Origin of the sequence: Pseudomonas sp. JUb52 (genome assembly GCF_004341115.1) — a bacterium.
GTDB lineage: Bacteria > Pseudomonadota > Gammaproteobacteria > Pseudomonadales > Pseudomonadaceae > Chryseomonas > Chryseomonas oryzihabitans.
Genome location: NZ_SLYS01000005.1, coordinates 162,154 through 180,262, shown reverse-complemented (window position 1 = coordinate 180,262; position 18,109 = coordinate 162,154). Strand labels below are relative to the sequence as shown.

General features: G+C 67.6%; 20 protein-coding genes. 11 read left to right on the top strand and 9 right to left on the bottom strand.

Translation table 11 applies throughout. The features are described 5' to 3' along the window. Nucleotides 1–84: 84 nt before the first annotated feature. From EC839_RS10735 to EC839_RS10695, 9 genes are all read left to right on the top strand, one after another. Complete coding sequence (locus EC839_RS10735; protein ID WP_007161665.1) at nucleotides 85–780, top strand: YggS family pyridoxal phosphate-dependent enzyme; 696 nt, start codon at nucleotides 85–87, stop codon at nucleotides 778–780. Nucleotides 781–789: 9 nt separating this feature from the next. Next, nucleotides 790–1,608 carry a pyrroline-5-carboxylate reductase gene (proC, locus tag EC839_RS10730; RefSeq protein WP_007161664.1) on the top strand — a complete coding sequence of 273 codons (819 nt, stop codon included), beginning with the start codon at nucleotides 790–792 and terminating at the stop codon, nucleotides 1,606–1,608. Between the two features lie 9 nt (nucleotides 1,609–1,617). After that, a complete protein-coding gene (locus EC839_RS10725) occupies nucleotides 1,618–2,211 on the top strand; it encodes a YggT family protein (RefSeq protein WP_007161663.1) in 594 nt (197 codons plus the stop codon). 118 nt (nucleotides 2,212–2,329) lie between these two features. Then, nucleotides 2,330–4,288: a dynamin family protein gene (locus EC839_RS10720; protein ID WP_007161662.1), complete on the top strand. Its 1,959-nt coding sequence runs from the start codon at nucleotides 2,330–2,332 to the stop codon at nucleotides 4,286–4,288. Nucleotides 4,289–4,396: 108 nt separating this feature from the next. Continuing rightward, nucleotides 4,397–5,536 carry a homoserine O-acetyltransferase gene (locus tag EC839_RS10715; RefSeq protein ID WP_007161661.1) on the top strand — a complete coding sequence of 380 codons (1,140 nt, stop codon included), beginning with the start codon at nucleotides 4,397–4,399 and terminating at the stop codon, nucleotides 5,534–5,536. A 5-nt stretch (nucleotides 5,537–5,541) separates the two neighbouring features. After that, complete coding sequence (metW, locus tag EC839_RS10710; RefSeq protein WP_007161660.1) at nucleotides 5,542–6,162, top strand: methionine biosynthesis protein MetW; 621 nt, start codon at nucleotides 5,542–5,544, stop codon at nucleotides 6,160–6,162. An 83-nt stretch (nucleotides 6,163–6,245) separates the two neighbouring features. Further along, a complete protein-coding gene (rdgB, locus tag EC839_RS10705; protein ID WP_007161659.1) occupies nucleotides 6,246–6,839 on the top strand; it encodes an RdgB/HAM1 family non-canonical purine NTP pyrophosphatase in 594 nt (197 codons plus the stop codon). Next, nucleotides 6,836–7,987, top strand: coding sequence for a radical SAM family heme chaperone HemW (hemW, locus tag EC839_RS10700; protein ID WP_007161658.1), 1,152 nt, complete (start codon nucleotides 6,836–6,838; stop codon nucleotides 7,985–7,987). Before rdgB ends, hemW begins: the two co-directional genes overlap by 4 nt. Nucleotides 7,988–8,001: 14 nt before the next feature. Beyond that, nucleotides 8,002–8,328 (top strand): DUF3392 family protein, encoded by a 327-nt coding sequence (locus tag EC839_RS10695; protein ID WP_007161657.1) that lies wholly within the window; start codon nucleotides 8,002–8,004, stop codon nucleotides 8,326–8,328. On the opposite strand, the gene EC839_RS10690 is transcribed toward EC839_RS10695, so the two are convergent. The 5 genes from EC839_RS10690 to EC839_RS10670 all read right to left on the bottom strand — a co-directional run bounded on the left by EC839_RS10690 (nucleotide 8,325) and on the right by EC839_RS10670 (nucleotide 12,480). After that, entirely contained in the window at nucleotides 8,325–10,058 is a 1,734-nt protein-coding gene (locus EC839_RS10690) for a bifunctional diguanylate cyclase/phosphodiesterase (protein ID WP_007161656.1), read from the bottom strand. The genes EC839_RS10695 and EC839_RS10690 overlap by 4 nt on opposite strands. A 169-nt stretch (nucleotides 10,059–10,227) precedes the next feature. After that, a complete protein-coding gene (gene trmB, locus EC839_RS10685) occupies nucleotides 10,228–10,938 on the bottom strand; it encodes a tRNA (guanosine(46)-N7)-methyltransferase TrmB (RefSeq protein ID WP_007161655.1) in 711 nt (236 codons plus the stop codon). A gap of 68 nt (nucleotides 10,939–11,006) precedes the next feature. Beyond that, nucleotides 11,007–11,789 (bottom strand): thiazole synthase, encoded by a 783-nt coding sequence (locus EC839_RS10680; RefSeq protein WP_007161654.1) that lies wholly within the window; start codon nucleotides 11,787–11,789, stop codon nucleotides 11,007–11,009. A gap of 19 nt (nucleotides 11,790–11,808) precedes the next feature. Continuing rightward, the gene (gene thiS / locus EC839_RS10675; RefSeq protein ID WP_007161653.1) at nucleotides 11,809–12,009 is read right to left on the bottom strand and encodes a sulfur carrier protein ThiS; all 201 of its coding nucleotides are present in this window, start codon (nucleotides 12,007–12,009) and stop codon (nucleotides 11,809–11,811) included. Between the two features lie 93 nt (nucleotides 12,010–12,102). Beyond that, nucleotides 12,103–12,480: a DUF423 domain-containing protein gene (locus EC839_RS10670; protein ID WP_007161652.1), complete on the bottom strand. Its 378-nt coding sequence runs from the start codon at nucleotides 12,478–12,480 to the stop codon at nucleotides 12,103–12,105. A 68-nt stretch (nucleotides 12,481–12,548) separates the two neighbouring features. Between EC839_RS10670 and mtgA the strand changes: the two genes are divergently transcribed. Both mtgA and EC839_RS10660 read left to right on the top strand, forming a co-directional pair. After that, complete coding sequence (mtgA, locus tag EC839_RS10665) at nucleotides 12,549–13,250, top strand: monofunctional biosynthetic peptidoglycan transglycosylase (RefSeq protein ID WP_007161651.1); 702 nt, start codon at nucleotides 12,549–12,551, stop codon at nucleotides 13,248–13,250. Next, the gene (locus tag EC839_RS10660) at nucleotides 13,247–13,696 is read left to right on the top strand and encodes an acetyltransferase (protein WP_007161650.1); all 450 of its coding nucleotides are present in this window, start codon (nucleotides 13,247–13,249) and stop codon (nucleotides 13,694–13,696) included. The genes mtgA and EC839_RS10660 overlap by 4 nt, the downstream gene beginning before the upstream one ends. A 183-nt stretch (nucleotides 13,697–13,879) precedes the next feature. Here the strand turns inward: EC839_RS10660 and rpoH are convergent, their stop codons facing one another. From rpoH to ftsY, 4 genes are all read right to left on the bottom strand, one after another. Continuing rightward, the gene (gene rpoH / locus EC839_RS10655) at nucleotides 13,880–14,734 is read right to left on the bottom strand and encodes an RNA polymerase sigma factor RpoH (protein ID WP_007161649.1); all 855 of its coding nucleotides are present in this window, start codon (nucleotides 14,732–14,734) and stop codon (nucleotides 13,880–13,882) included. 161 nt (nucleotides 14,735–14,895) lie between these two features. Beyond that, on the bottom strand, nucleotides 14,896–15,906 hold the full coding sequence (ftsX, locus tag EC839_RS10650; protein ID WP_007161648.1) for a permease-like cell division protein FtsX: 1,011 nt from the start codon (nucleotides 15,904–15,906) through the stop codon (nucleotides 14,896–14,898). Continuing rightward, complete coding sequence (gene ftsE, locus EC839_RS10645) at nucleotides 15,903–16,577, bottom strand: cell division ATP-binding protein FtsE (RefSeq protein WP_007161647.1); 675 nt, start codon at nucleotides 16,575–16,577, stop codon at nucleotides 15,903–15,905. Before ftsE ends, ftsX begins: the two co-directional genes overlap by 4 nt. Next, on the bottom strand, nucleotides 16,574–18,028 hold the full coding sequence (gene ftsY / locus EC839_RS10640) for a signal recognition particle-docking protein FtsY (RefSeq protein ID WP_132832540.1): 1,455 nt from the start codon (nucleotides 18,026–18,028) through the stop codon (nucleotides 16,574–16,576). The genes ftsE and ftsY overlap by 4 nt, the downstream gene beginning before the upstream one ends. Nucleotides 18,029–18,109: the final 81 nt, after the last annotated feature.

The following is an 18,109-nucleotide window of genomic DNA, read 5'->3' as shown; positions in this document are numbered from 1 at the left end:
CACTGGCGGTCTGACCTGGTCACCGCCACTCACTCATCCGGTACGCCGAGGCCTGCCGGATGCGCCGACGCAAGCAGGGGCTGAATGTCCACGATAGCCGAGAATAGCGCAACCGTACTCGAACGCATCGCCGCCGCCAGCCGGACGGCAGGCCGCGATCCCGCGACTGTCGGCCTCCTGGCGGTGAGCAAGACCAAGCCCGCCGCCGCCTTGCGCGAGGCCGCCGTCGCCGGGCTGCGCGACTTTGGCGAGAACTATCTGCAGGAGGCGCTGGACAAACAGCCGGCGCTGGCCGACCTGCCCCTGGTGTGGCATTTCATCGGCCCCATCCAGTCCAACAAGACCCGCGCCATCGCCAGCCATTTCGACTGGGTGCATTCGGTGGATCGCCTGAAGATCGCCCAGCGCCTGGCCGAGCAGCGCCCGCCCGAGCGCGGCCCGCTGAACATCTGCCTGCAGGTCAACGTCAGTGGCGAAGCCAGCAAGTCCGGCTGCCACCCCGACGAGCTGCCGGCCCTGGCCGCCGCGGTCAGCCGGTTGCCCAACCTGCGCCTGCGTGGCCTGATGGCCATCCCCGAACCCACCGACGACCCGGCCAGCCAGCGCGTCGCCTTCGCCCGGCTGCGCACCCTGAGCGAAGCCCTGAACCTGGGCCTGGACACCCTGTCCATGGGCATGAGCCAGGATCTGGAAGCCGCCATCGCCGAGGGCGCCACCTGGGTCCGCGTCGGTACCGCCCTCTTTGGCGCCCGCGACTACGGCGCCGCCTCTTCAACCTAGGAAGTCTCGATGAACGACACCCGCATCGCCTTCATCGGCGCCGGCAACATGGCCGGCGCCATCATCGGCGGCCTGCTCGCCCAGGGCGTGCCGGCCCGGCAGCTGAGCGCCAGCAATCGCAATCCGGCCAAGCGCGAAGCCCTGGCCCGGGAGCACGGCATCCGCGTCGAGGCCAGCAACAGCGCCGTGCTCGCCGACGCCGACGTGGTGGTGCTGGGGGTCAAGCCCCAGGTCATGGGCGAGGTCTGCCAGGAGCTGGCCCCCCATCTGCGCCCGGAGCAGCTGATCGTCTCGGTCGCCGCCGGCATCACCTGCGCCAGCCTGACCCGTTGGCTGGGCCAGCGCGCGCTGGTGCGCTGCATGCCCAACGTGCCCTCGCAGCTGCGCCTGGGCGCCAGCGGCCTGTTCGCCAATGACCAGGTCAGCGCCGAGCAGCGCGCCCGGGCCCAGGAGATCCTCGCCGCGGTCGGCCTGGCCCTGTGGGTCGAGGAAGAACGGCAGCTGGACGCGGTCACCGCCGTCTCCGGCAGCGGTCCGGCCTATTTCTTCCTGCTGATGGAAGCCATGACCCAGGCCGGCACCAAGCTCGGCCTGCCGGCCGAGGTCGCCCAGCAGCTGACCCTGCACACCGCCCGCGGCGCCGCCGCCATGGCCTGCCAGGGTGACCGCAGCCCCGAACAATTGCGTCGTTCGGTGATGTCCCCCAAAGGCACCACCGAGCGCGCCATCGAAACCTTCCAAGCCGGGGCCTTCGAGGACCTGGTGGAAGAAGCCCTCACCGCCGCGGCCGACCGGGCTGCGGAACTGGCCCAGTTGCCGGATCGATAAGGAGTATCCATGTCCGCTCTCGCGCAAGCTCTCGTCTATGTCATCCAGACCCTCGGCAGTCTCTATCTGCTGATCATCCTGCTGCGCTTCATCCTGCAGCTGGTCCGAGCCGACTTCTACAATCCGCTGTCGCAATTCACCGTACGCGCCACCCAGCCGCTGCTCAAGCCGGTACGGCGCATCATTCCCGGCTTCGGCGGCGTCGATCTGGCGGCCCTGGTGCTGGCCGTGCTGGTCCAGCTGGCGCTGATGATGGTCGTGGTGGTGCTGCTTGGCGCCAGCATCGGCGGCCTGTTCCCCGCCCTGCTGATCTGGGCCCTGCTCGGCGTGGCCTCGCTGTTCCTCAAGGTGTTCTTCTTCGCCCTGATCGTCAGCGTCATCCTCTCCTGGGTCGCACCCCAGACCCACAATCCGGCCGCCGAACTGGTCAACCAGATCTGCGAGCCGCTGCTGGCCCCCTTCCGCCGTATCCTGCCGAGCCTGGGTGGCCTGGATCTGTCGCCGATCTTCGCCTTCATCGTGATCAATCTGCTGGATCGCTTCGTCATCGGCCAGCTGGCCGCGGCCACCGGCATGCCGCAGATTCTCGCGCCCTTCCTCTGACGCACCACTCGCGCACCCGCCACGACCGCCCGCCGCGTCGTGGCGGAGGCGGCATTGACGTCCTTTGGACGCTGGGGCACCGTCCAGCCTTTGCTGTTCAGGTCAAGGAAGTCCCCCTATGGAACGCCTGTTCCGCCACGTCGATGCCTATGCCACGTGGAAAGCCGAACTCGACACCCAATTGGGCCGCTACCGCGACTGGTTGCAGCGTAATCGTCTGGCCTCTCCGGCCCTCGACGCCGCCCTCGCGACCTGCCAGAGCGAATTGCAGGCCGACGGCATCACCCTGGCCTTCGCCGGCGAGTTCTCCCGCGGCAAGACCGAACTGATCAACGCTCTCTTCTTCGCCGACTACGGCCAGCGCATGCTGCCGTCCCAGGCCGGGCGCACCACCATGTGCCCCACCGAGATCTTCTTCGACGCCGCGGCCGACGGTCCCTATCTGCAGCTGCTGCCCATCGACAGCCGCCTGGACGAACGCAGCCTGACCGCCTGGCGCAAGGCGCCCGAGGCCTGGCAGCGCTTCGCCCTGGACGACAGCCACGCGGACGCCATGGCCGCCCTGCTGGCCAAGGTCACCGAGACCCGCGAGGTGGAAACCGCCGTCGCCGTGCAGCTGGGCTTCGATCCCGAGCAACTGGAACAACTCGACAGCGACGGCCTGGTCAGCATCCCGGCCTGGCGCCATGCGCTGATCAGCATCGATCATCCGCTGCTGCGCCAGGGCCTGCGCATCCTCGACACCCCCGGCCTCAACGCCCTGGGCGCCGAACCCGAGCTGACCCTGTCGCTGCTGCCCCATGCCCAGGCCGTGCTCTTTCTCATCGGTGCCGACACCGGCGTGACCGCCTCGGACCTCGCGCTCTGGGAGCAGTGCGTCAAGCCGTCCCTGGGCGATGCCCCGGAGCGGCTGTTCGCGGTGATGAACAAGATCGACAGCCTGTGGGACGACCTCGGCGGCGTCGCCCATGTCGCCCAGTCGCTGGAAAACGTCCGCCAGGCCAGCGCCCGGCAACTGGCGCTGCCGGCCGAGCACATCCTGCCGCTGTCGGCCAAGCAGGCCTTGCTGGGCAAGGTCCGTGGCGATCTGGAACTGCTCGCGCGCAGCCAGCTGGACAGCCTCGAACAGTTGCTCGCCGAACGCATCGTCGGCGCCCGCGAGCGCCTGCTGCAGCAGCGCATCGTGCAGCAGGCCAGTGGTCTGCTGGGTGCCAGCCGTACCCTGATCGAGCAGCGCCTGGAAGCCATTCGCGCCCAGTACGCGCAACTGGCCGACGAGGAATTGCCCGGTGCCGGTCTGGAATTGCAGACCGCTCGCACGCGCCAGGAATACGACCTCTATCACCGTCGCCTGCTGGATCTGCGCACCACCCAGAACATGCTGGCCGGGCAGCGCAAGCTGCTGACCGACCTGGTCGCGCCGGAGCGCCTGGACGCCCACCTGGACACCGCGCGCCGGGAATTCCGCACCAGCCTGACCACCGTCGGCATCAACCAGTCCATCGCCCGCTTCTTCCGCGTGGTCGAGCATGACCTGCTGGCCCTGGACAACGAGGCCGACCGGGCCAACAAGGTGCTCGGCGCGGTCTACCAGCGGCACAATGTGGAGAATCCCCTACACCCCCTGGAAGCGCCGCGGCTGCGCATCCGCCCCTATGTCCGCGAGCTGCGCCAGCTGCAACTCAAGACCGAGGAGGTCCAGCGCCAGGTCAAGACCCTGCTCACCGAGCAGAGCGCCCTGGCCCGCCGCTTCTTCGCCACCGTGGCCCAGGAGGTCCAGGCCCTGCAGGAAGGCGCCCATGCCCAGGTGCTGCGCTGGAACGACGGCGCCCTGACCCCGCTGGTGCAGCACACCCGCGAGCAGAAGCAGCTGCTGGAAACCAGCATGCTGGCGCTCAAGCAGCTCACTCAGCAGAACCTCAACAGCCAGGAGCAGGTGCGGCGCCTGCAGGTGCACGAGGACGTCCTGCACCGGCAGCTCAGCGAGGTCAGCGACATGCTCAAGCAGATCAGCCGGCCGGCCCCTTCCCAGCGCCACGACAACGTGGTCGCCCTGCCGCTGGCGCGGGTCGGCTAGCCCCATCCGCCACCCGAGGCGCGGCCCCTGACCGCCGCGCCACGGCTGCCCTTGCCGCTCCTGGCGACGCTCTTTAGACTGGCGAGCCCCGCCCCGGACGAGCCGTCAATGCCCAGCGTCATTCCCGAAGATTCCGTCGGCCTGGTCACCCCCGAGCTGCTGCACTTCAACGAGCCCCTGGCCCTGGCCTGTGGCCGCACCCTGCCGGCCTACGACCTGATGGTCGAGACCTATGGCGAACTCAACGCCAGCCGCAGCAACGCCGTGCTGATCTGCCACGCGCTCTCCGGCCATCACCACGCGGCCGGCTACCACAGCCTGGACGACCGCAAGCCGGGCTGGTGGGACAGCTGCATCGGTCCGGGCAAGCCCATCGACACCCGCAAGTTCTTTGTCGTCGCCCTCAACAACCTGGGCGGTTGCAACGGCTCCACCGGCCCCAGCAGTCCCAATCCCGACACCGGCCGCGCCTATGGCGCGGACTTTCCGGTGCTGACCGTGGAAGACTGGGTCAACAGCCAGGCGCGGCTGGCCGATCGCCTGGGCATCGCGCAATGGGCGGCGGTGATCGGCGGCAGCCTGGGTGGCATGCAGGCGCTGCAGTGGACCATCAGCTATCCCGAGCGCATCCGCCACTGCCTGGCCATCGCCTCGGCACCCAAGCTGTCGGCGGAAAACATCGCCTTCAACGAGGTGGCGCGCCAGGCCATCCTCTCGGACCCGGACTTCCATGCCGGCCACTTCCAGGAAAAGGGCGTGATCCCCAAGCGCGGCCTGATGCTGGCGCGCATGGTCGGCCACATCACCTACCTGTCCGACGAGGCCATGGGCGAGAAATTCGGTCGCGAACTCAAGACCGACCAGCTCAACTACGACTTCCACAGCGTCGAATTCCAGGTGGAGAGCTACCTGCGCTACCAGGGCGAGGAATTCTCCGGCCGCTTCGACGCCAACACCTACCTGCTGATGACCAAGGCGCTGGACTACTTCGATCCGGCCCACGCCCATGGCGGCGACCTGGCCAAGACCCTGGCCGGGGTGCAGGCGCGCTTCCTGATCGTCTCCTTCACCACCGACTGGCGCTTCTCGCCGGCGCGCTCCAAGGAGATCGTCAACGCCCTGATGGCCGCGCGCAAGGACGTCAGCTACCTGGAGGTCGACGCCCCCCAGGGTCACGACGCCTTCCTCATCCCCATCCCACGCTATCTGCAGGCCTTCTCCCACTACATGACCCGCATCGAGGTATAGCTGCCGTGCGCGCCGATCTGGACATCATTCAGGAATGGATCCCCGCCGGCAGCCGGGTCCTCGACCTCGGTTGCGGCACCGGCGAGTTGCTCGCCTGGCTGCGCGATCACAAGCAGGTCACCGGCTACGGCCTGGAGATCGACCCGGACAAGATCGCCGAATGCCTGCTCAAGGACGTCAACGTCATCGAGCAGGATCTCGACGGCGGCCTGGCCAACTTCGCCAGCGACAGCTTCGACGTGGTGGTCATGACCCAGTCGCTGCAGGCCATGCAGTACCCCGATCGCATCCTCCAGGAGATGCTCAGGGTCGGTCGCCAGTGCATCATCACCTTTCCCAACTTCGGTCACTGGCGCTGCCGGCTGTACCTGGGCGGTCGGGGGCGGATGCCGGTCTCCGACTTCCTGCCCTACACCTGGTACAACACGCCGAACATCCACTTCTGCACCTTCGAGGATTTCGAGCGCCTCTGCCGCGAACAGCGCGCCCAGGTGCTGGATCGCCTCGCCGTGGACCGCCTGCACCGCCACGGCTGGGCCAGCAAGCTGTGGCCCAACCTGCTCGGCGAGATCGGCATCTACCGGGTCAGCGCGCCGCGCCTGCAGGAGCATCGCGTCGCGATATGACGTAAGGCACGGGGGGCGCATCCAGCCCGGGCACGGCTTCGCGTACAATACGTCGCCCTTCTCAACGCGACGCGGAGTCTCCCATGTCCGACCTTACCGAACTGGTGCTCGCCAGCCACAACGCCGGCAAGCTCAAGGAACTCCAGGCCATGCTCGGCGACCGGGTGCGGGTGCGCTCGGTGGGTGAATTCAGCCAGGTGGAGCCTGAGGAAACCGGGCTGTCCTTTGTCGAGAACGCCATCCTCAAGGCGCGCAACGCGGCGCGGCTGTCCGGTCTGCCGGCCCTGGCCGACGATTCGGGCCTGGCGGTGGACGCCCTTGGCGGCGCCCCCGGCATCTATTCCGCGCGCTACGCCGACGGCCAGGGCGATGCGGCCAACAACGCCAAGCTGCTCGAGGCCTTGAAAGAGGTGCCCGACGCCGAGCGCACCGGGCAATTCGTCTGCGTGCTGGCGCTGGTGCGCCACGCCGACGATCCGCTGCCGATCCTCTGCGAAGGCCTCTGGCCCGGGCGCATCCTGCATGCTGCCCAGGGCGAGCATGGCTTCGGCTACGATCCGCTGTTCCAGCCCGATGGCGAGGCGGTCTCCGCGGCCGAACTGGCGCCGGCGGAAAAGAACCAGCGCAGCCATCGCGCCCGCGCCATGGCCCAACTCAAGCAACGGCTCGGCCTGTGACCCAGGTGTTCGCCCTGCCGCCACTGGCGCTCTACGTCCACATCCCCTGGTGCGTGCGCAAGTGCCCCTATTGCGACTTCAACTCCCATGCGGCCGGTCCGACCCTGCCGGAAGCGGACTATGTCGACGCCTTGCTGGCGGATCTGGACAGGGACCTGGTGCACGTCCATGGCCGCCCGCTGACCTCCATCTTCTTTGGCGGCGGCACGCCCAGTCTGTTTTCCGCCGAGGCCCTGGGGCGCCTGCTGGACGGCGTGGCCCGGCGCCTGAGCTTCGCGCCGGACATCGAGATCACCCTGGAAGCCAACCCCGGCACCTTCGAGCAGGCCAAGTTCGTCGCCTATCGCGGCCTGGGCATCAATCGGCTGTCCATCGGCATCCAGAGTTTCCAGGACGCCAAGCTCAAGGCCCTGGGGCGTATCCACGGGCGCGAGGAAGCCATCCGCGCCGCCGACCGGGCGCGCGCCGCCGGTTTCGACAACTTCAACCTGGACCTCATGCACGGCCTGCCCGAGCAAAGCGTGGCCGATGCCCTCGGTGATCTGGAGCAGGCCATCGCCCTGGCGCCCACGCACCTGTCCTGGTACCAGCTGACCATGGAGCCCAACACGGTGTTCTGGAGCCAGCCGCCGGAGCTGCCCGAAGACGACACCCTCTGGGACATCCAGGAAGCCGGCCAGGCGCGGCTGGCGGCCGCCGGCTACGGGCAGTACGAGACCTCCGCCTATGCCCAGCCCGGGCGCCAGGCGCGGCACAATCTCAACTACTGGGGCTTCGGCGACTTCCTCGGCATCGGTGCCGGCGCCCACGCCAAGCTCAGCGCCCCGGACGGTACCCTGCTGCGCACCTGGAAGACCCGCCTGCCCAAGGACTACCTGGATCCGGCCAAGGCCTTCCAGGCCGGCGCGAAAGCTCTGGAGCCGGCCGATCTGCCCTTCGATTTCATGATGAACGCCCTGCGCCTGGTCGACGGGGTGCCCGCCGCCTGGTATCCGCAGCGGACCGGCCAGTCCCTGGACAGCCTGGCGCCGGCGCTGGCCGCGGCGCGCCGTGCCGGCCTGCTGGCCGAGGACGAAGAGCGCCTGCGCCCCACCGCTCGCGGCCAGCTGTTCCTGAACGACCTCTTGCAATCCTTTCTGCCTGACTGACGAGGAGCTCTGCCTTGGACTTCGTACTCGACCATATCGCCGACCTCTCCCGCTGGAGTCGCAGCCACCTGGACGAGGTGGCCCTGGCGGTCACCGCCACCCTGCTGGTGCTGTTCGGCAGCCAGGTCAACGCCTTCATCCAGGCGCGCCTGGGCAGCCTGCCGACCGCCGTCCGGGTCCCGGCCTTCGCCCTGGCCTGCCTGGCCATCTATGGCGCTGCCATGACCTTCCTGACCCCCTGGGTGGTCAAGGGCCTGGCGCAATTCAACAATTACGCCCTGGCCCCGGTGCTGCTGATCGGCGTCTGCCTGCTGGGCGTGCTGGCCGAGCGGCGCGGTTAGCGGTCGGCGGCGCGAATAGCGTCCAGCAGGCACTCCAGGGATTGCGGGCGCCCCAGCAGGAAGCCCTGGAAGGTGTCCACGCCCAGGTCCTTGAGCAATTCGAACTGGGCCTGGGTTTCCACCCCTTCGGCGACGATCTGCATGTCCAGCGCACGGCACAGACTGACGATGCCGGCCAGCAGCTGCCGGGATCTGTCGTCGGCGTCCACCGCCAGCAGAAAGCTGCGGTCGATCTTGATGGTGTCGAAGGGCAAGCGGTGCAGATAGCCCAGCGACGAATAGCCGGTGCCGAAGTCATCCATCGCCACCCGAAAGCCCTGCTCGCGCAACAGCGCCAGGCGCCGCTCCGGGGTGCCCTTCTGCAGGAACACCGACTCGGTCACCTCCAGCTCCAGGGCCCTGGGCGCGATACCGAATTCGGCGCAGGCCGCCGCCAGCACCTCGGCCAGTTCGTCATCGGCCACCTGCAGCGGCGAGATGTTGACCGCCACCGGGATCTGCAGGCCGGCGTCCTGCAGCGCCCGGGCGCAACCGGCCGCGCGGCGGATGGCCAGACGCCCGAGGGCCGAGGCCATGCCGTTCTGCTCGGCCAGGGCGACGAAGACATTGGGCGGCACGGCGCCGACGCCCGGACAATTCCAGCGCGCCAGCAACTCGGCGCTGATCATGCGTTGATGGGCATCGAACTTGGGTTGCAGCACGAAGGTGATCAGTTCGGCTTCGATGGCGCCGTGCAGATGGGCCAGCAGGGTCACCTTGCTGCGCGCCTCGCTGGTCAGCTGCGGATCGTAGCAGCGCACCCGGCTCTTGCCGGCCGCTTTGGCCGCGTACATGGCGGCATCGGCGTTGCGCAGCAGGGTCTCCACATCCAGCCCCTCTTCGGGCGCCAGACTCAGGCCGATGCTGGCCGATACGCGGATATCGTGGCCGGCGATGCATTGCTGGCGCCCCACCGCCTGCACCAGCTGCTCGGCCACCTGGCGCGCCTGATCGCGATCGCTCACGTCCAGCAGGGCGACGAATTCATCGCCGCCCCAGCGCGCCAGCACCTCGCCGGCGCCCAGCACCTGGCGCAACTCCCGCACCAGGGCGCAGAGCAACTCGTCACCGGCCGCGTGGCCCAGGGAGTCGTTGACCTCCTTGAAGCCATCGACATCGATGAACAGCACCGCCAGGTTGCCGGCCTCCTCCAGGTCCTGCAGGCGCGTCTCGAAATCCTGGTAGAAGGAGGTCCGGTTGGGCAGCTGGGTCAGGGCATCGCTCAGGGCCATGCGCTCCAGGGCCTGCTCGGCGCGCTTGCGCTCGGTGATGTCCCTCAGGCTGGCGACCACATAGCCTTCGCGATCCGCCTCGCCGGCAAAGCGGCTCAGGCTGATCTCCACCGGCGTGACGCGCTTGGCGGAGACATGGAACTGGGCTTCGCACAGGGCATAGCCGTCGCGCTCGAAGGTGCGGATGGCCGCCTCGGGCAGCTTGATGTAGTGCGACAGGTACTGGCCGCTGACACTGCGCTCCGCGCTGAGCATCAGGGCGCGCAGGGCGTCATTGGCTTCGATGATCTGACCGCTTTCGGTCAGTACGGCCATGGCGTCGCGGCAGAGGGCGAAGGCCGAGGCGATGAGGTGCAGCGAGCGTTCGGTGCGCTGCCGGGCGCTGCGTTCGACTTCGAGCCAGCGCCGTACGGCGTGCAATTCGGCCGCCGGCGAGTCGGGGCGTACCAGGTCCGTCATCGGATCCGGCCTGCGCGAAGGGCGGCGCGGAGCCGGTTGGCATTCTCGGGAAGGGCTGACATCCAGATGTCTCTGTGAATTCGACTGCAACCGCCATCACAGCAGGGCAATTGGCCATCATGCCAATTGCCCTTCGGCAGCTCAAGCTCGATTCGTCAGCGATACACGGTCAGCTCTGGCGTTCGAACTTGAGATCCCAGACCCCATGCCCCAGGCGTTCGCCACGGCGCTCGAACTTGGTGATGGGTCTTTCCTCGGGGCGCGGCACATAGCCCGAGGCGTCGCCGAGATTACGGTAACCCGAGGCGGCGTTCATGATCTCGAGCATGTGTTCGGCATAGGCCTGCCAGTCGGTGGCCATGTGCAGCACCCCGCCGACCTTGAGCTTCTGCCTGACCAGCTCGGCGAAGGCCGGCTGGACGATCCGCCGCTTGTGGTGGCGGCTCTTGTGCCAGGGATCGGGAAAGAACAGCAGCACCCGGTCCAGGCTGGCATCGGCCACGCACTGGCGCAGCACCTCCAGGGCATCGCAGCTGTAGACCCGCAGATTGGTCAGTCCCTGGGTCATGGCACCGTTGAGCAGCGCGCCCACGCCCGGGCGATGCACCTCGACGCCGATGAAATCCTGCTCCGGCGCGGCAGCGGCCATTTCCAGGGTGGAATGGCCCATGCCGAAGCCGATCTCGAAGGTGCGCGGCGCCTGGCGCCCGAACACTTGGTCGAAATCCCGCAGGCCGTCGGTCAATTCCAGACCGAAGCGCGGCCAACCCTGGTCGAGACCGCGTTGCTGGCCTTCGGTCATGCGGCCGGCGCGCATCACGAAGCTCTTGATGGTGCGCCGGGGGCGGTCGGGGGTCTGGTCGTCTTGATGATCGGTCATGGCGTTATCGATAGTGGGAAAAAGAGACGCCCGGCAGAGGCCGGGCGCGTGACGGAGGGCGCCAGGTCCTAGTTGACCAGGCCGTCCAGCGGCGAGGACGCCGTGGCATAGAGCTTGCGCGGCATGCGCCCGGCCAGATAGGCCAGGCGACCGGCGACGATGGCGTGCTTCATGGCTTCGGCCATCAGCACCGGCTCGCGGGCATGGGCGATGGCGCTGTTCATCAGCACCGCTTCGCAACCCAGCTCCATGGCGATGGTGGCATCGGAGGCGGTACCCACTCCGGCATCCACCAGCACCGGCACCTTGGCCTCTTCGAGGATGATGCGCAGGTTGTAGGGATTGCAGATGCCCAGGCCCGAGCCGATCAGACCGGCCAGCGGCATGACGGCGATGCAGCCGATGGCTTCCAGCTGGCGAGCGACGATGGGGTCGTCGCTGGTGTAGACCATGACGTCGAAGCCATCGGCGACCAGGGTTTCGGCGGCCTTGAGGGTCTCGATGACATTGGGGAACAGGGTCTTCTGGTCGGCCAGGACTTCCAGCTTGACCAGGTTGTGGCCATCGAGCAGCTCGCGCGCCAGGCGGCAGGTGCGCACCGCCTCCACCGCGTCATAGCAGCCGGCGGTGTTGGGCAGGATGGTGTAGCGCTCGGGCGAGATCACGTCGAGCAGATTGGGCTCACCGGGCGTCTGGCCGATGTTGGTGCGGCGCACCGCCACGGTGACGATCTCGGCGCCGGAGGCCTCGATGGCCACGCGGGTCTCTTCGAGGTCACGATACTTGCCGGTACCGACCAGCAGGCGCGAGGCATAGGTGCGCCCGGCCAGGGTGAAGGGAGTGTCTTTCATCTGGATTCCTCTTTCGCGGCTAGCCGCCGCCGATGGCGTGGACCACTTCCAGCCGGTCGCCATCCGCCAGGGCGGTGGTGGCGTGCTGGCTGCGCGGCACGATGTCGAGGTTGCGCTCCACCGCCACTCGCCGTCCGGTCAGGTCGAGACGCACGAGCAGGTCGGCGACGGTGGCACCGTCCGGCAATTCAAGGGATTCGCCGTTCAACAGGATCTGCATGGCAAAGGCATCGTCACGGGGTGAGCCGGCATTCTACGCCGGTCAGGCGTTGATTGCAGCGGCGCCGGGCCGGGAACGACGGCCAGCACTCGCTCAGAGGCTGCTCAGGCGCCAGGCGAGAATGGCCAGGCAGGCCCAGCCGGCGAGAAAGCACAGGCCGCCGAAGGGGGTGATGATGCCCAGCCGCGAGAAGCCGGTCAGCGTCAGCAGATAGAGGCTGCCGGAAAACAGCAGGATGCCGGCGATGAAAAAGCCACCGGCCCAGGCCACCAGGCGCTCCTGGAAGTGCAGCGACAGCAGGGCGACGCCGAACAGCGCCAGGGCGTGGATGAGCTGATAGAACACGCCGGTCTGGAACACCGCGAGGTAGTCGGCGGTGAGCCGGCCCTTGAGTCCATGGGCGGCGAAGGCGCCGAGTCCGACACCGGTGAAGCCGGCCAGGGCCGCGAACAACAGGAAGAGACGCAACATGGGTTTTACCGGGCGATGGAGGAGAAGCGCTGGTTATAATGGCCCGCTAACCGCCAAAGACCAAGCCGATGCTGCTCACCCTCCTCCGCCGTCTCCTGCGTATCGCCCTATGGTTCGCCGCCCTCAGCGCCGCCCTGGTGCTGATCCTGCGCTGGGTACCGCCGCCGGGCAGCATGCTGATGGTGGAGCGCAAGGTCGAATCCTGGATCGACGGCAAGCCCATCGACCTGCAGCGCGACTGGCGGCCCTGGAAGGAACTGCCGGACGATCTCAAGATGGCGGTGATCGCCGGTGAAGACCAGCACTTCGCCGAGCACTGGGGCTTCGACATGGCGGCGATCCGCCAGGCCTTCAGCCACAACGAAGCCGGCGGCTCCCTGCGCGGCGCCAGCACCATCAGCCAGCAGACCGCCAAGAATCTCTTTCTCTGGAGCGGCCGCAGCTATCTGCGCAAGGCCTTCGAAGCCTGGTTCACCGTGCTGCTGGAAACCTTCTGGTCCAAGCAGCGCATCCTCGAGGTCTATCTCAACAGCGTGGAATGGGACGACGGCGTGTTCGGCGCCGAGGCCGCGGCTCGCCACCATTTCGGCATAGGCGCGCCCTACCTCTCCGACCGCCAGGCCAGCCTGCTGGCCGCGGTGCTGCCCAATCCTCGCGAATGGAGCCCGAGCCGCCCCAGCGCCTACGTCGCCGAACGCGCCGCCTGGATCCGCCAGCAGGAACGCCAGCTGGGCGGCAGCGACTATCTGCGGCGGATGACCGGACAGTGAGCCAGGGGCAAATCCAGCAGGGATCGCCGGCGGATTTCGACCGCTTGCTAGTGGTCTGGGAAGAGGCGGTCCGGGCGACTCATGATTTTCTCGATGAAGCGGACATCGATTCGTTGCGCCGCCTGGTTCGCGACCACGCGCTGCCGGCCGTTGACTTGCGGGTCTACTGCGATGGCCAGGGCGTCATCCAGGGCTTCGCCGGTACCGACGGCGACCGCCTGGAGATGTTGTTCGTGTCCAACGCGGTCCGGGGCACAGGTATAGGTCGACAACTGGTGGAGCAGGCCATCATCGAGCTGGGCATCCGCCACGTCGACGTCAACGAGCAAAATCCCCAGGCCCTGGGCTTTTATCGGCACCTCGGCTTCGAGCAGGTGGGCCGCTCCCCACTGGACGGCCAGGGCCGACCCTTTCCGCTGCTGCACCTGCGCGTCGTTGAGGCCTAGCAAGGCAAGCGGTGGACTTGTCCACCCTAAAGCCCTTTCCTGACCCAGGCTCCCGGAGCTGGAGCGTTCGCGGCTCGAGAACGCTCTTTGTGCCGCCCCGTGCAGGCGCTTGGGCAGCATTCTTGGGATCACGACCATAAAAAAACCGCGCCCTGGGGCGCGGCTCTTCGATAGCGAACCGGATCAGGCGGCGATGTTGCCCTTGAGCTTGTTCATCGCGTTCTTTTCCAGCTGACGGATACGCTCCGCCGAGACGTTGTACTTGGCCGCCAGCTCGTGCAGCGTCGCCTTTTCCTCGGCCAGCCAGCGCTGGTAGAGGATGTCGCGGCTGCGGTCGTCCAGGCGTTCTAGGGCCTCGTGCAGATTGGCCGTGGAGCTGTCGGTCCAGTCGGCTTCCTCCAGCTGACGCGCCGGATCGTAACGGCTGTCTTCCAGATACTGGGCCGGCGACTGATAGGCCGCATCGTCGTCGGCATCGCTGGCCGGGTCGAAGGCCATGTCATGGCCGGTCAGACGGCTTTCCATCTCGCGCACTTCCCGGGGCTCGACACCCAGGGTTTCGGCCACGCGATGGACCTCGTCGTTGTTCAGCCAGGCCAGCCGCTTCTTCTGGCTGCGCAGGTTGAAGAACAGCTTGCGCTGCGCCTTGGTGGTGGCAACCTTGACGATCCGCCAGTTGCGCAGGATGAATTCGTGGATTTCGGCCTTGATCCAGTGCACAGCAAAGGACACCAGGCGTACGCCCATTTCGGGATTGAAGCGCTTCACGGCCTTCATCAGGCCGACGTTGCCTTCCTGGATCAGGTCGGCCTGGGCCAGACCATAGCCGGAATAGCTCTTGGCGATATGCACCACGAAACGCAGATGCGCGAGCACCAACTGCCGGGCGGCCTCGACGTCTTCCTTGTAGAAGAGGCGCTCGGCCAGTTCACGCTCCCGCTCCGGAGTGAGCAGCGGAATGCTGTTCACCGAATGCACATAGGCTTCCAGGCTGGCGCCGGGAACCAATGTAGGAACAGGTTGCAACGAAGTGGTCATGCGAATCCTCCGATTCACTAAGCACTGGGCAGTCTAACACTGATTTTTTGGACAGCGCCAGACTAGCCGAGGTTCCCTTAACCCCAGCTGAAAACGGCCGTAAAAGCCGTGTGCCATCAGGGGTTTAGACCGTTTCCAAAGGTGTCGGAAACGGCCGTTCGTCAGCGCGGGGCGAGTTCGCGCAAATGACGGGCAACCGCCAGCCAGGCGCCGATGTAGCCGAGCAGCACGGCGCCGATCAGCAGTTGCAGCCCGTCCTCGAGGGCGACACTGCCCAGGGCGAAATCACTGCCATAGAGGCCGGCCAGATCCAGCACCGCCGCGTTCAGCCAGTTCAGGCCGAACACCAGCAGGGCCCAGGCGGCGATGCCAGCGCCCAGGCCGAACAGCGCGCCCATGTAGAGGAAGGGCCGGCGCACGTAGCCGTCGGTGCCGCCCACCAGCTTGACTACCTCGATCTCGGTGCGGCGATTCTCGATGGCCAGGCGGATGGTATTGCCGATCACCAGCAGCAGGGCGATCACCAGCACCACGGTCAGGCCGAAGACGAAGCGCTCGCCGAGCTTGAGGATGGCGGTGAGGCGCTCGACCCACTGCATGTCCAGTTGCACCTGCTGCACGCCGTTCATCTCGGCCAGCTGGCTGCGCAGCATGTCGAGGCGACTCTTGTCGATTTCCTTGGGGGTCACGGCGATCACGCCGGGCAGCGGATTCTGCGGCAATTCGCGCAGCGCCTCACCGAGGCCGGCGTCCTGCTGCAATTCCTTCAGGGCGTCGTCCGGGCTGATCCAGCGCGCCTCGGCGACATCGGGCAGGACCTTGATCTGGCTCATCAGCACCTCGGCCTGGTCCTGACCGGTGCGCAGGTCGAGGAACACCGAGATCTGCGCCGCACGCTGCCAGGAGCCACCCAGGCGCTCGACGTTCTTCAGCAGCAGCGACACGCCCATGGGCAGCGCCAGGGCGATACCCATCACCAGACAGGTGAGAAAGGTGCCTATGGGCTGCTGCACCATGCGCCTGAGGCTGTCCCTCAGACCGGTGCGGTGGGCTTCGAGGTAGGCATGCAGCGGGCTGCGCCAGTCGCTCTTGGGTTTCTTCGGGGCCTGGCGCTGCGGACGCTGGGGCTTGCCGCCCTGTTCCTGGCCACGGGGCAGTTCGGTGGCGCTCATGGCTGGCTCTCCTCTTCGTCGCCGATCAGGCGGCCGCGCTGCAGGGTCAGCATGCGATGGTGCAGCCGGGCGATGAGGGCATGGTCGTGACTGGCGATCAGCACCGTGGTGCCGAGGCTGTTGATGTCCTCGAAGACGCCCATGATTTCCGAGGCCAGGCGCGGATCGAGGTTGCCGGTGGGTTCGTCGGCGAGCAGCAGGGCCGGCCGATGCACTACAGCGCGGGCGATGCCGACCCGCTGCTGCTGGCCGGTGGAGAGCTCGGCCGGATAGTCGTCGAGCTTGTCCTTGAGGCTGACCCGCTCCAGCGCCGCGGCCACGCGCTTGGCGATCTCGGGCTTGGACAGGCCGAGGATCTGCAGCGGCAGGGCGACGTTGTCGAACACGGTGCGGTCATAGAGCAGCTGGTGGTTCTGGAAGACCACGCCGATCTGCCGGCGCAGAAAGGGAATCTGCGCATTGGTGATGCGCGAGATGTCCTGGCCGGCCAGGGTCAGCTTGCCACCGGTGGGCCTTTCCATGGCCAGGATCAGCCGCATCAGGGTGCTCTTGCCGGCGCCGGAATGCCCGGTGACGAAGAGGATCTCGCCGCGTTCGGCACGGAAGCTCAGTTCCTGCAGGCCGACGTGACCGTTGGGATAGCGCTTGGAGACGCGGTCGAACTGGATCATGAGACGCCCCGCTCCGCGAACAGGGCCTGGACGAAGGGCCGCGCCTCGAAGGGCCGCAGGTCGTCGATGCCTTCGCCGACGCCGACATAGCGGATCGGCAGGGCGCTCTGCTTGGCCAGGGCGAAGATCACCCCGCCCTTGGCGGTACCGTCGAGCTTGGTCAGCGCCAGGCCGGTCAGGGGCAAGGCGTTGTGGAATTGCTTGGCCTGGTTGAGGGCGTTCTGGCCGGTACCGGCGTCCAGCACCAGCAGGGTCTCATGGGGCGCCGCCTCGTCCAGCTTGCCGATCACCCGGCGCACCTTGCGCAGCTCCTCCATGAGGTTGTCCTTGGTGTGCAGCCGGCCGGCGGTGTCAGCGATCAGCACATCGATGCCGCGGGCCTTGGCCGCCTGGACGGCGTCGAAGATCACCGAGGCGGAATCGGCGCCGGTGTGCTGGGCGATCACCGGGATGCGGTTGCGCTCGCCCCAGACCTGCAACTGCTCGACCGCTGCGGCGCGGAAGGTATCACCGGCCGCCAGCATGACCTTCTTGCCCTCGTTCTGCAGCCGCTTGGCCAGCTTGCCGATGGTGGTGGTCTTGCCGGCGCCGTTCACGCCGACCACCAGGATGACATAGGGCTTGTGCGAGGTATCGATCACCAGGGGCTGTTCCACCGGCAGCAGCATCTCGGTGAGCTCCTGCTGCAGCGCCTGATAGAGCGCCTCGCTGTCGGCCAGCTGCTTGCGCGCCACCTTCTGGGTCAGGTTGCGCATGATGACGCCGGTGGCCTCGACACCGACGTCGGCGGTCAGCAGGCGGGTCTCCAGTTCTTCGAGCAGGTCGTCATCAATGGCCTTCTTGCCGAGGAACAGACTGGCCATGCCCTCGCCGAGGCTGGCGCTGGTCTTGGACAGGCCCTGGCGCAGGCGGGCGAAGAAACCCAGCTTGGCCGGTTCGGCGGAGGCGGCGACGACGGCGGGTGGAGCGGGCTCGGGTTCGGGTTCGGGCGCAACTACCTCGGGCTCAGGACGGACCGGGGCGACGGGCGCAACGGGTACGACCGGGGCGGGAGCAGGCTCAGGCGCCGGCACAACCGGAGGCAGCGGCGCGACCGGCGCAGCCACTGGCTCGGGCTCCGGCTCGGGCGCCCTCACCGGCTCGACCTCGACCGGCGGCACGATGGGATCGGCCACCAGCGGCTCGACCAGCGCCGTGAGCGCCACCGGCGACGGCGCCTCCTCTTCGGCGACCGGCACCGGGGTCAGCGAGGGAATCGCCTCCGGCGGTTCGGGCACGGGCTCCGGGTGCTGCACCGGCTCGCTGGCCAGCGGCTCGGGCAGGCGCTCCTCGGCTTCAGGCGCGGGGGCTTCGGCAGGCGTCTCTACGGGTTCGGCAGTCTTCTTGCGGAACCAGCCGAACAGGCCTTTCTTCTCCGTGGGGGGAGACTTCTTGTCGTCGGATCCAAACATGCGGGGCTCTGTATCGAACGGACGAACCGGCTGCGGGAGCTCCGCCAGGCGGGGCTCGACCGTCAGGCATGGCCGTCGGGA

What these genes read in the sequence shown, in the direction of transcription:
- EC839_RS10735 (WP_007161665.1), top strand. Translation starts at nt 85, where the DNA reads ATGTCCACGATAGCCGAGAATAGCGCAACCGTACTCGAACGCATCGCC.
- proC (WP_007161664.1), top strand. Translation starts at nt 790, where the DNA reads ATGAACGACACCCGCATCGCCTTCATCGGCGCCGGCAACATGGCCGGC.
- EC839_RS10725 (WP_007161663.1), top strand. Translation starts at nt 1,618, where the DNA reads ATGTCCGCTCTCGCGCAAGCTCTCGTCTATGTCATCCAGACCCTCGGC.
- EC839_RS10720 (WP_007161662.1), top strand. Translation starts at nt 2,330, where the DNA reads ATGGAACGCCTGTTCCGCCACGTCGATGCCTATGCCACGTGGAAAGCC.
- EC839_RS10715 (WP_007161661.1), top strand. Translation starts at nt 4,397, where the DNA reads ATGCCCAGCGTCATTCCCGAAGATTCCGTCGGCCTGGTCACCCCCGAG.
- rdgB (WP_007161659.1), top strand. Translation starts at nt 6,246, where the DNA reads ATGTCCGACCTTACCGAACTGGTGCTCGCCAGCCACAACGCCGGCAAG.
- EC839_RS10690 (WP_007161656.1), bottom strand. Translation starts at nt 10,058, where the DNA reads ATGACGGACCTGGTACGCCCCGACTCGCCGGCGGCCGAATTGCACGCC.
- trmB (WP_007161655.1), bottom strand. Translation starts at nt 10,938, where the DNA reads ATGACCGATCATCAAGACGACCAGACCCCCGACCGCCCCCGGCGCACC.
- EC839_RS10680 (WP_007161654.1), bottom strand. Translation starts at nt 11,789, where the DNA reads ATGAAAGACACTCCCTTCACCCTGGCCGGGCGCACCTATGCCTCGCGC.
- thiS (WP_007161653.1), bottom strand. Translation starts at nt 12,009, where the DNA reads ATGCAGATCCTGTTGAACGGCGAATCCCTTGAATTGCCGGACGGTGCC.
- EC839_RS10670 (WP_007161652.1), bottom strand. Translation starts at nt 12,480, where the DNA reads ATGTTGCGTCTCTTCCTGTTGTTCGCGGCCCTGGCCGGCTTCACCGGT.
- mtgA (WP_007161651.1), top strand. Translation starts at nt 12,549, where the DNA reads ATGCTGCTCACCCTCCTCCGCCGTCTCCTGCGTATCGCCCTATGGTTC.
- rpoH (WP_007161649.1), bottom strand. Translation starts at nt 14,734, where the DNA reads ATGACCACTTCGTTGCAACCTGTTCCTACATTGGTTCCCGGCGCCAGC.
- ftsX (WP_007161648.1), bottom strand. Translation starts at nt 15,906, where the DNA reads ATGAGCGCCACCGAACTGCCCCGTGGCCAGGAACAGGGCGGCAAGCCC.
- ftsE (WP_007161647.1), bottom strand. Translation starts at nt 16,577, where the DNA reads ATGATCCAGTTCGACCGCGTCTCCAAGCGCTATCCCAACGGTCACGTC.
- ftsY (WP_132832540.1), bottom strand. Translation starts at nt 18,028, where the DNA reads ATGTTTGGATCCGACGACAAGAAGTCTCCCCCCACGGAGAAGAAAGGC.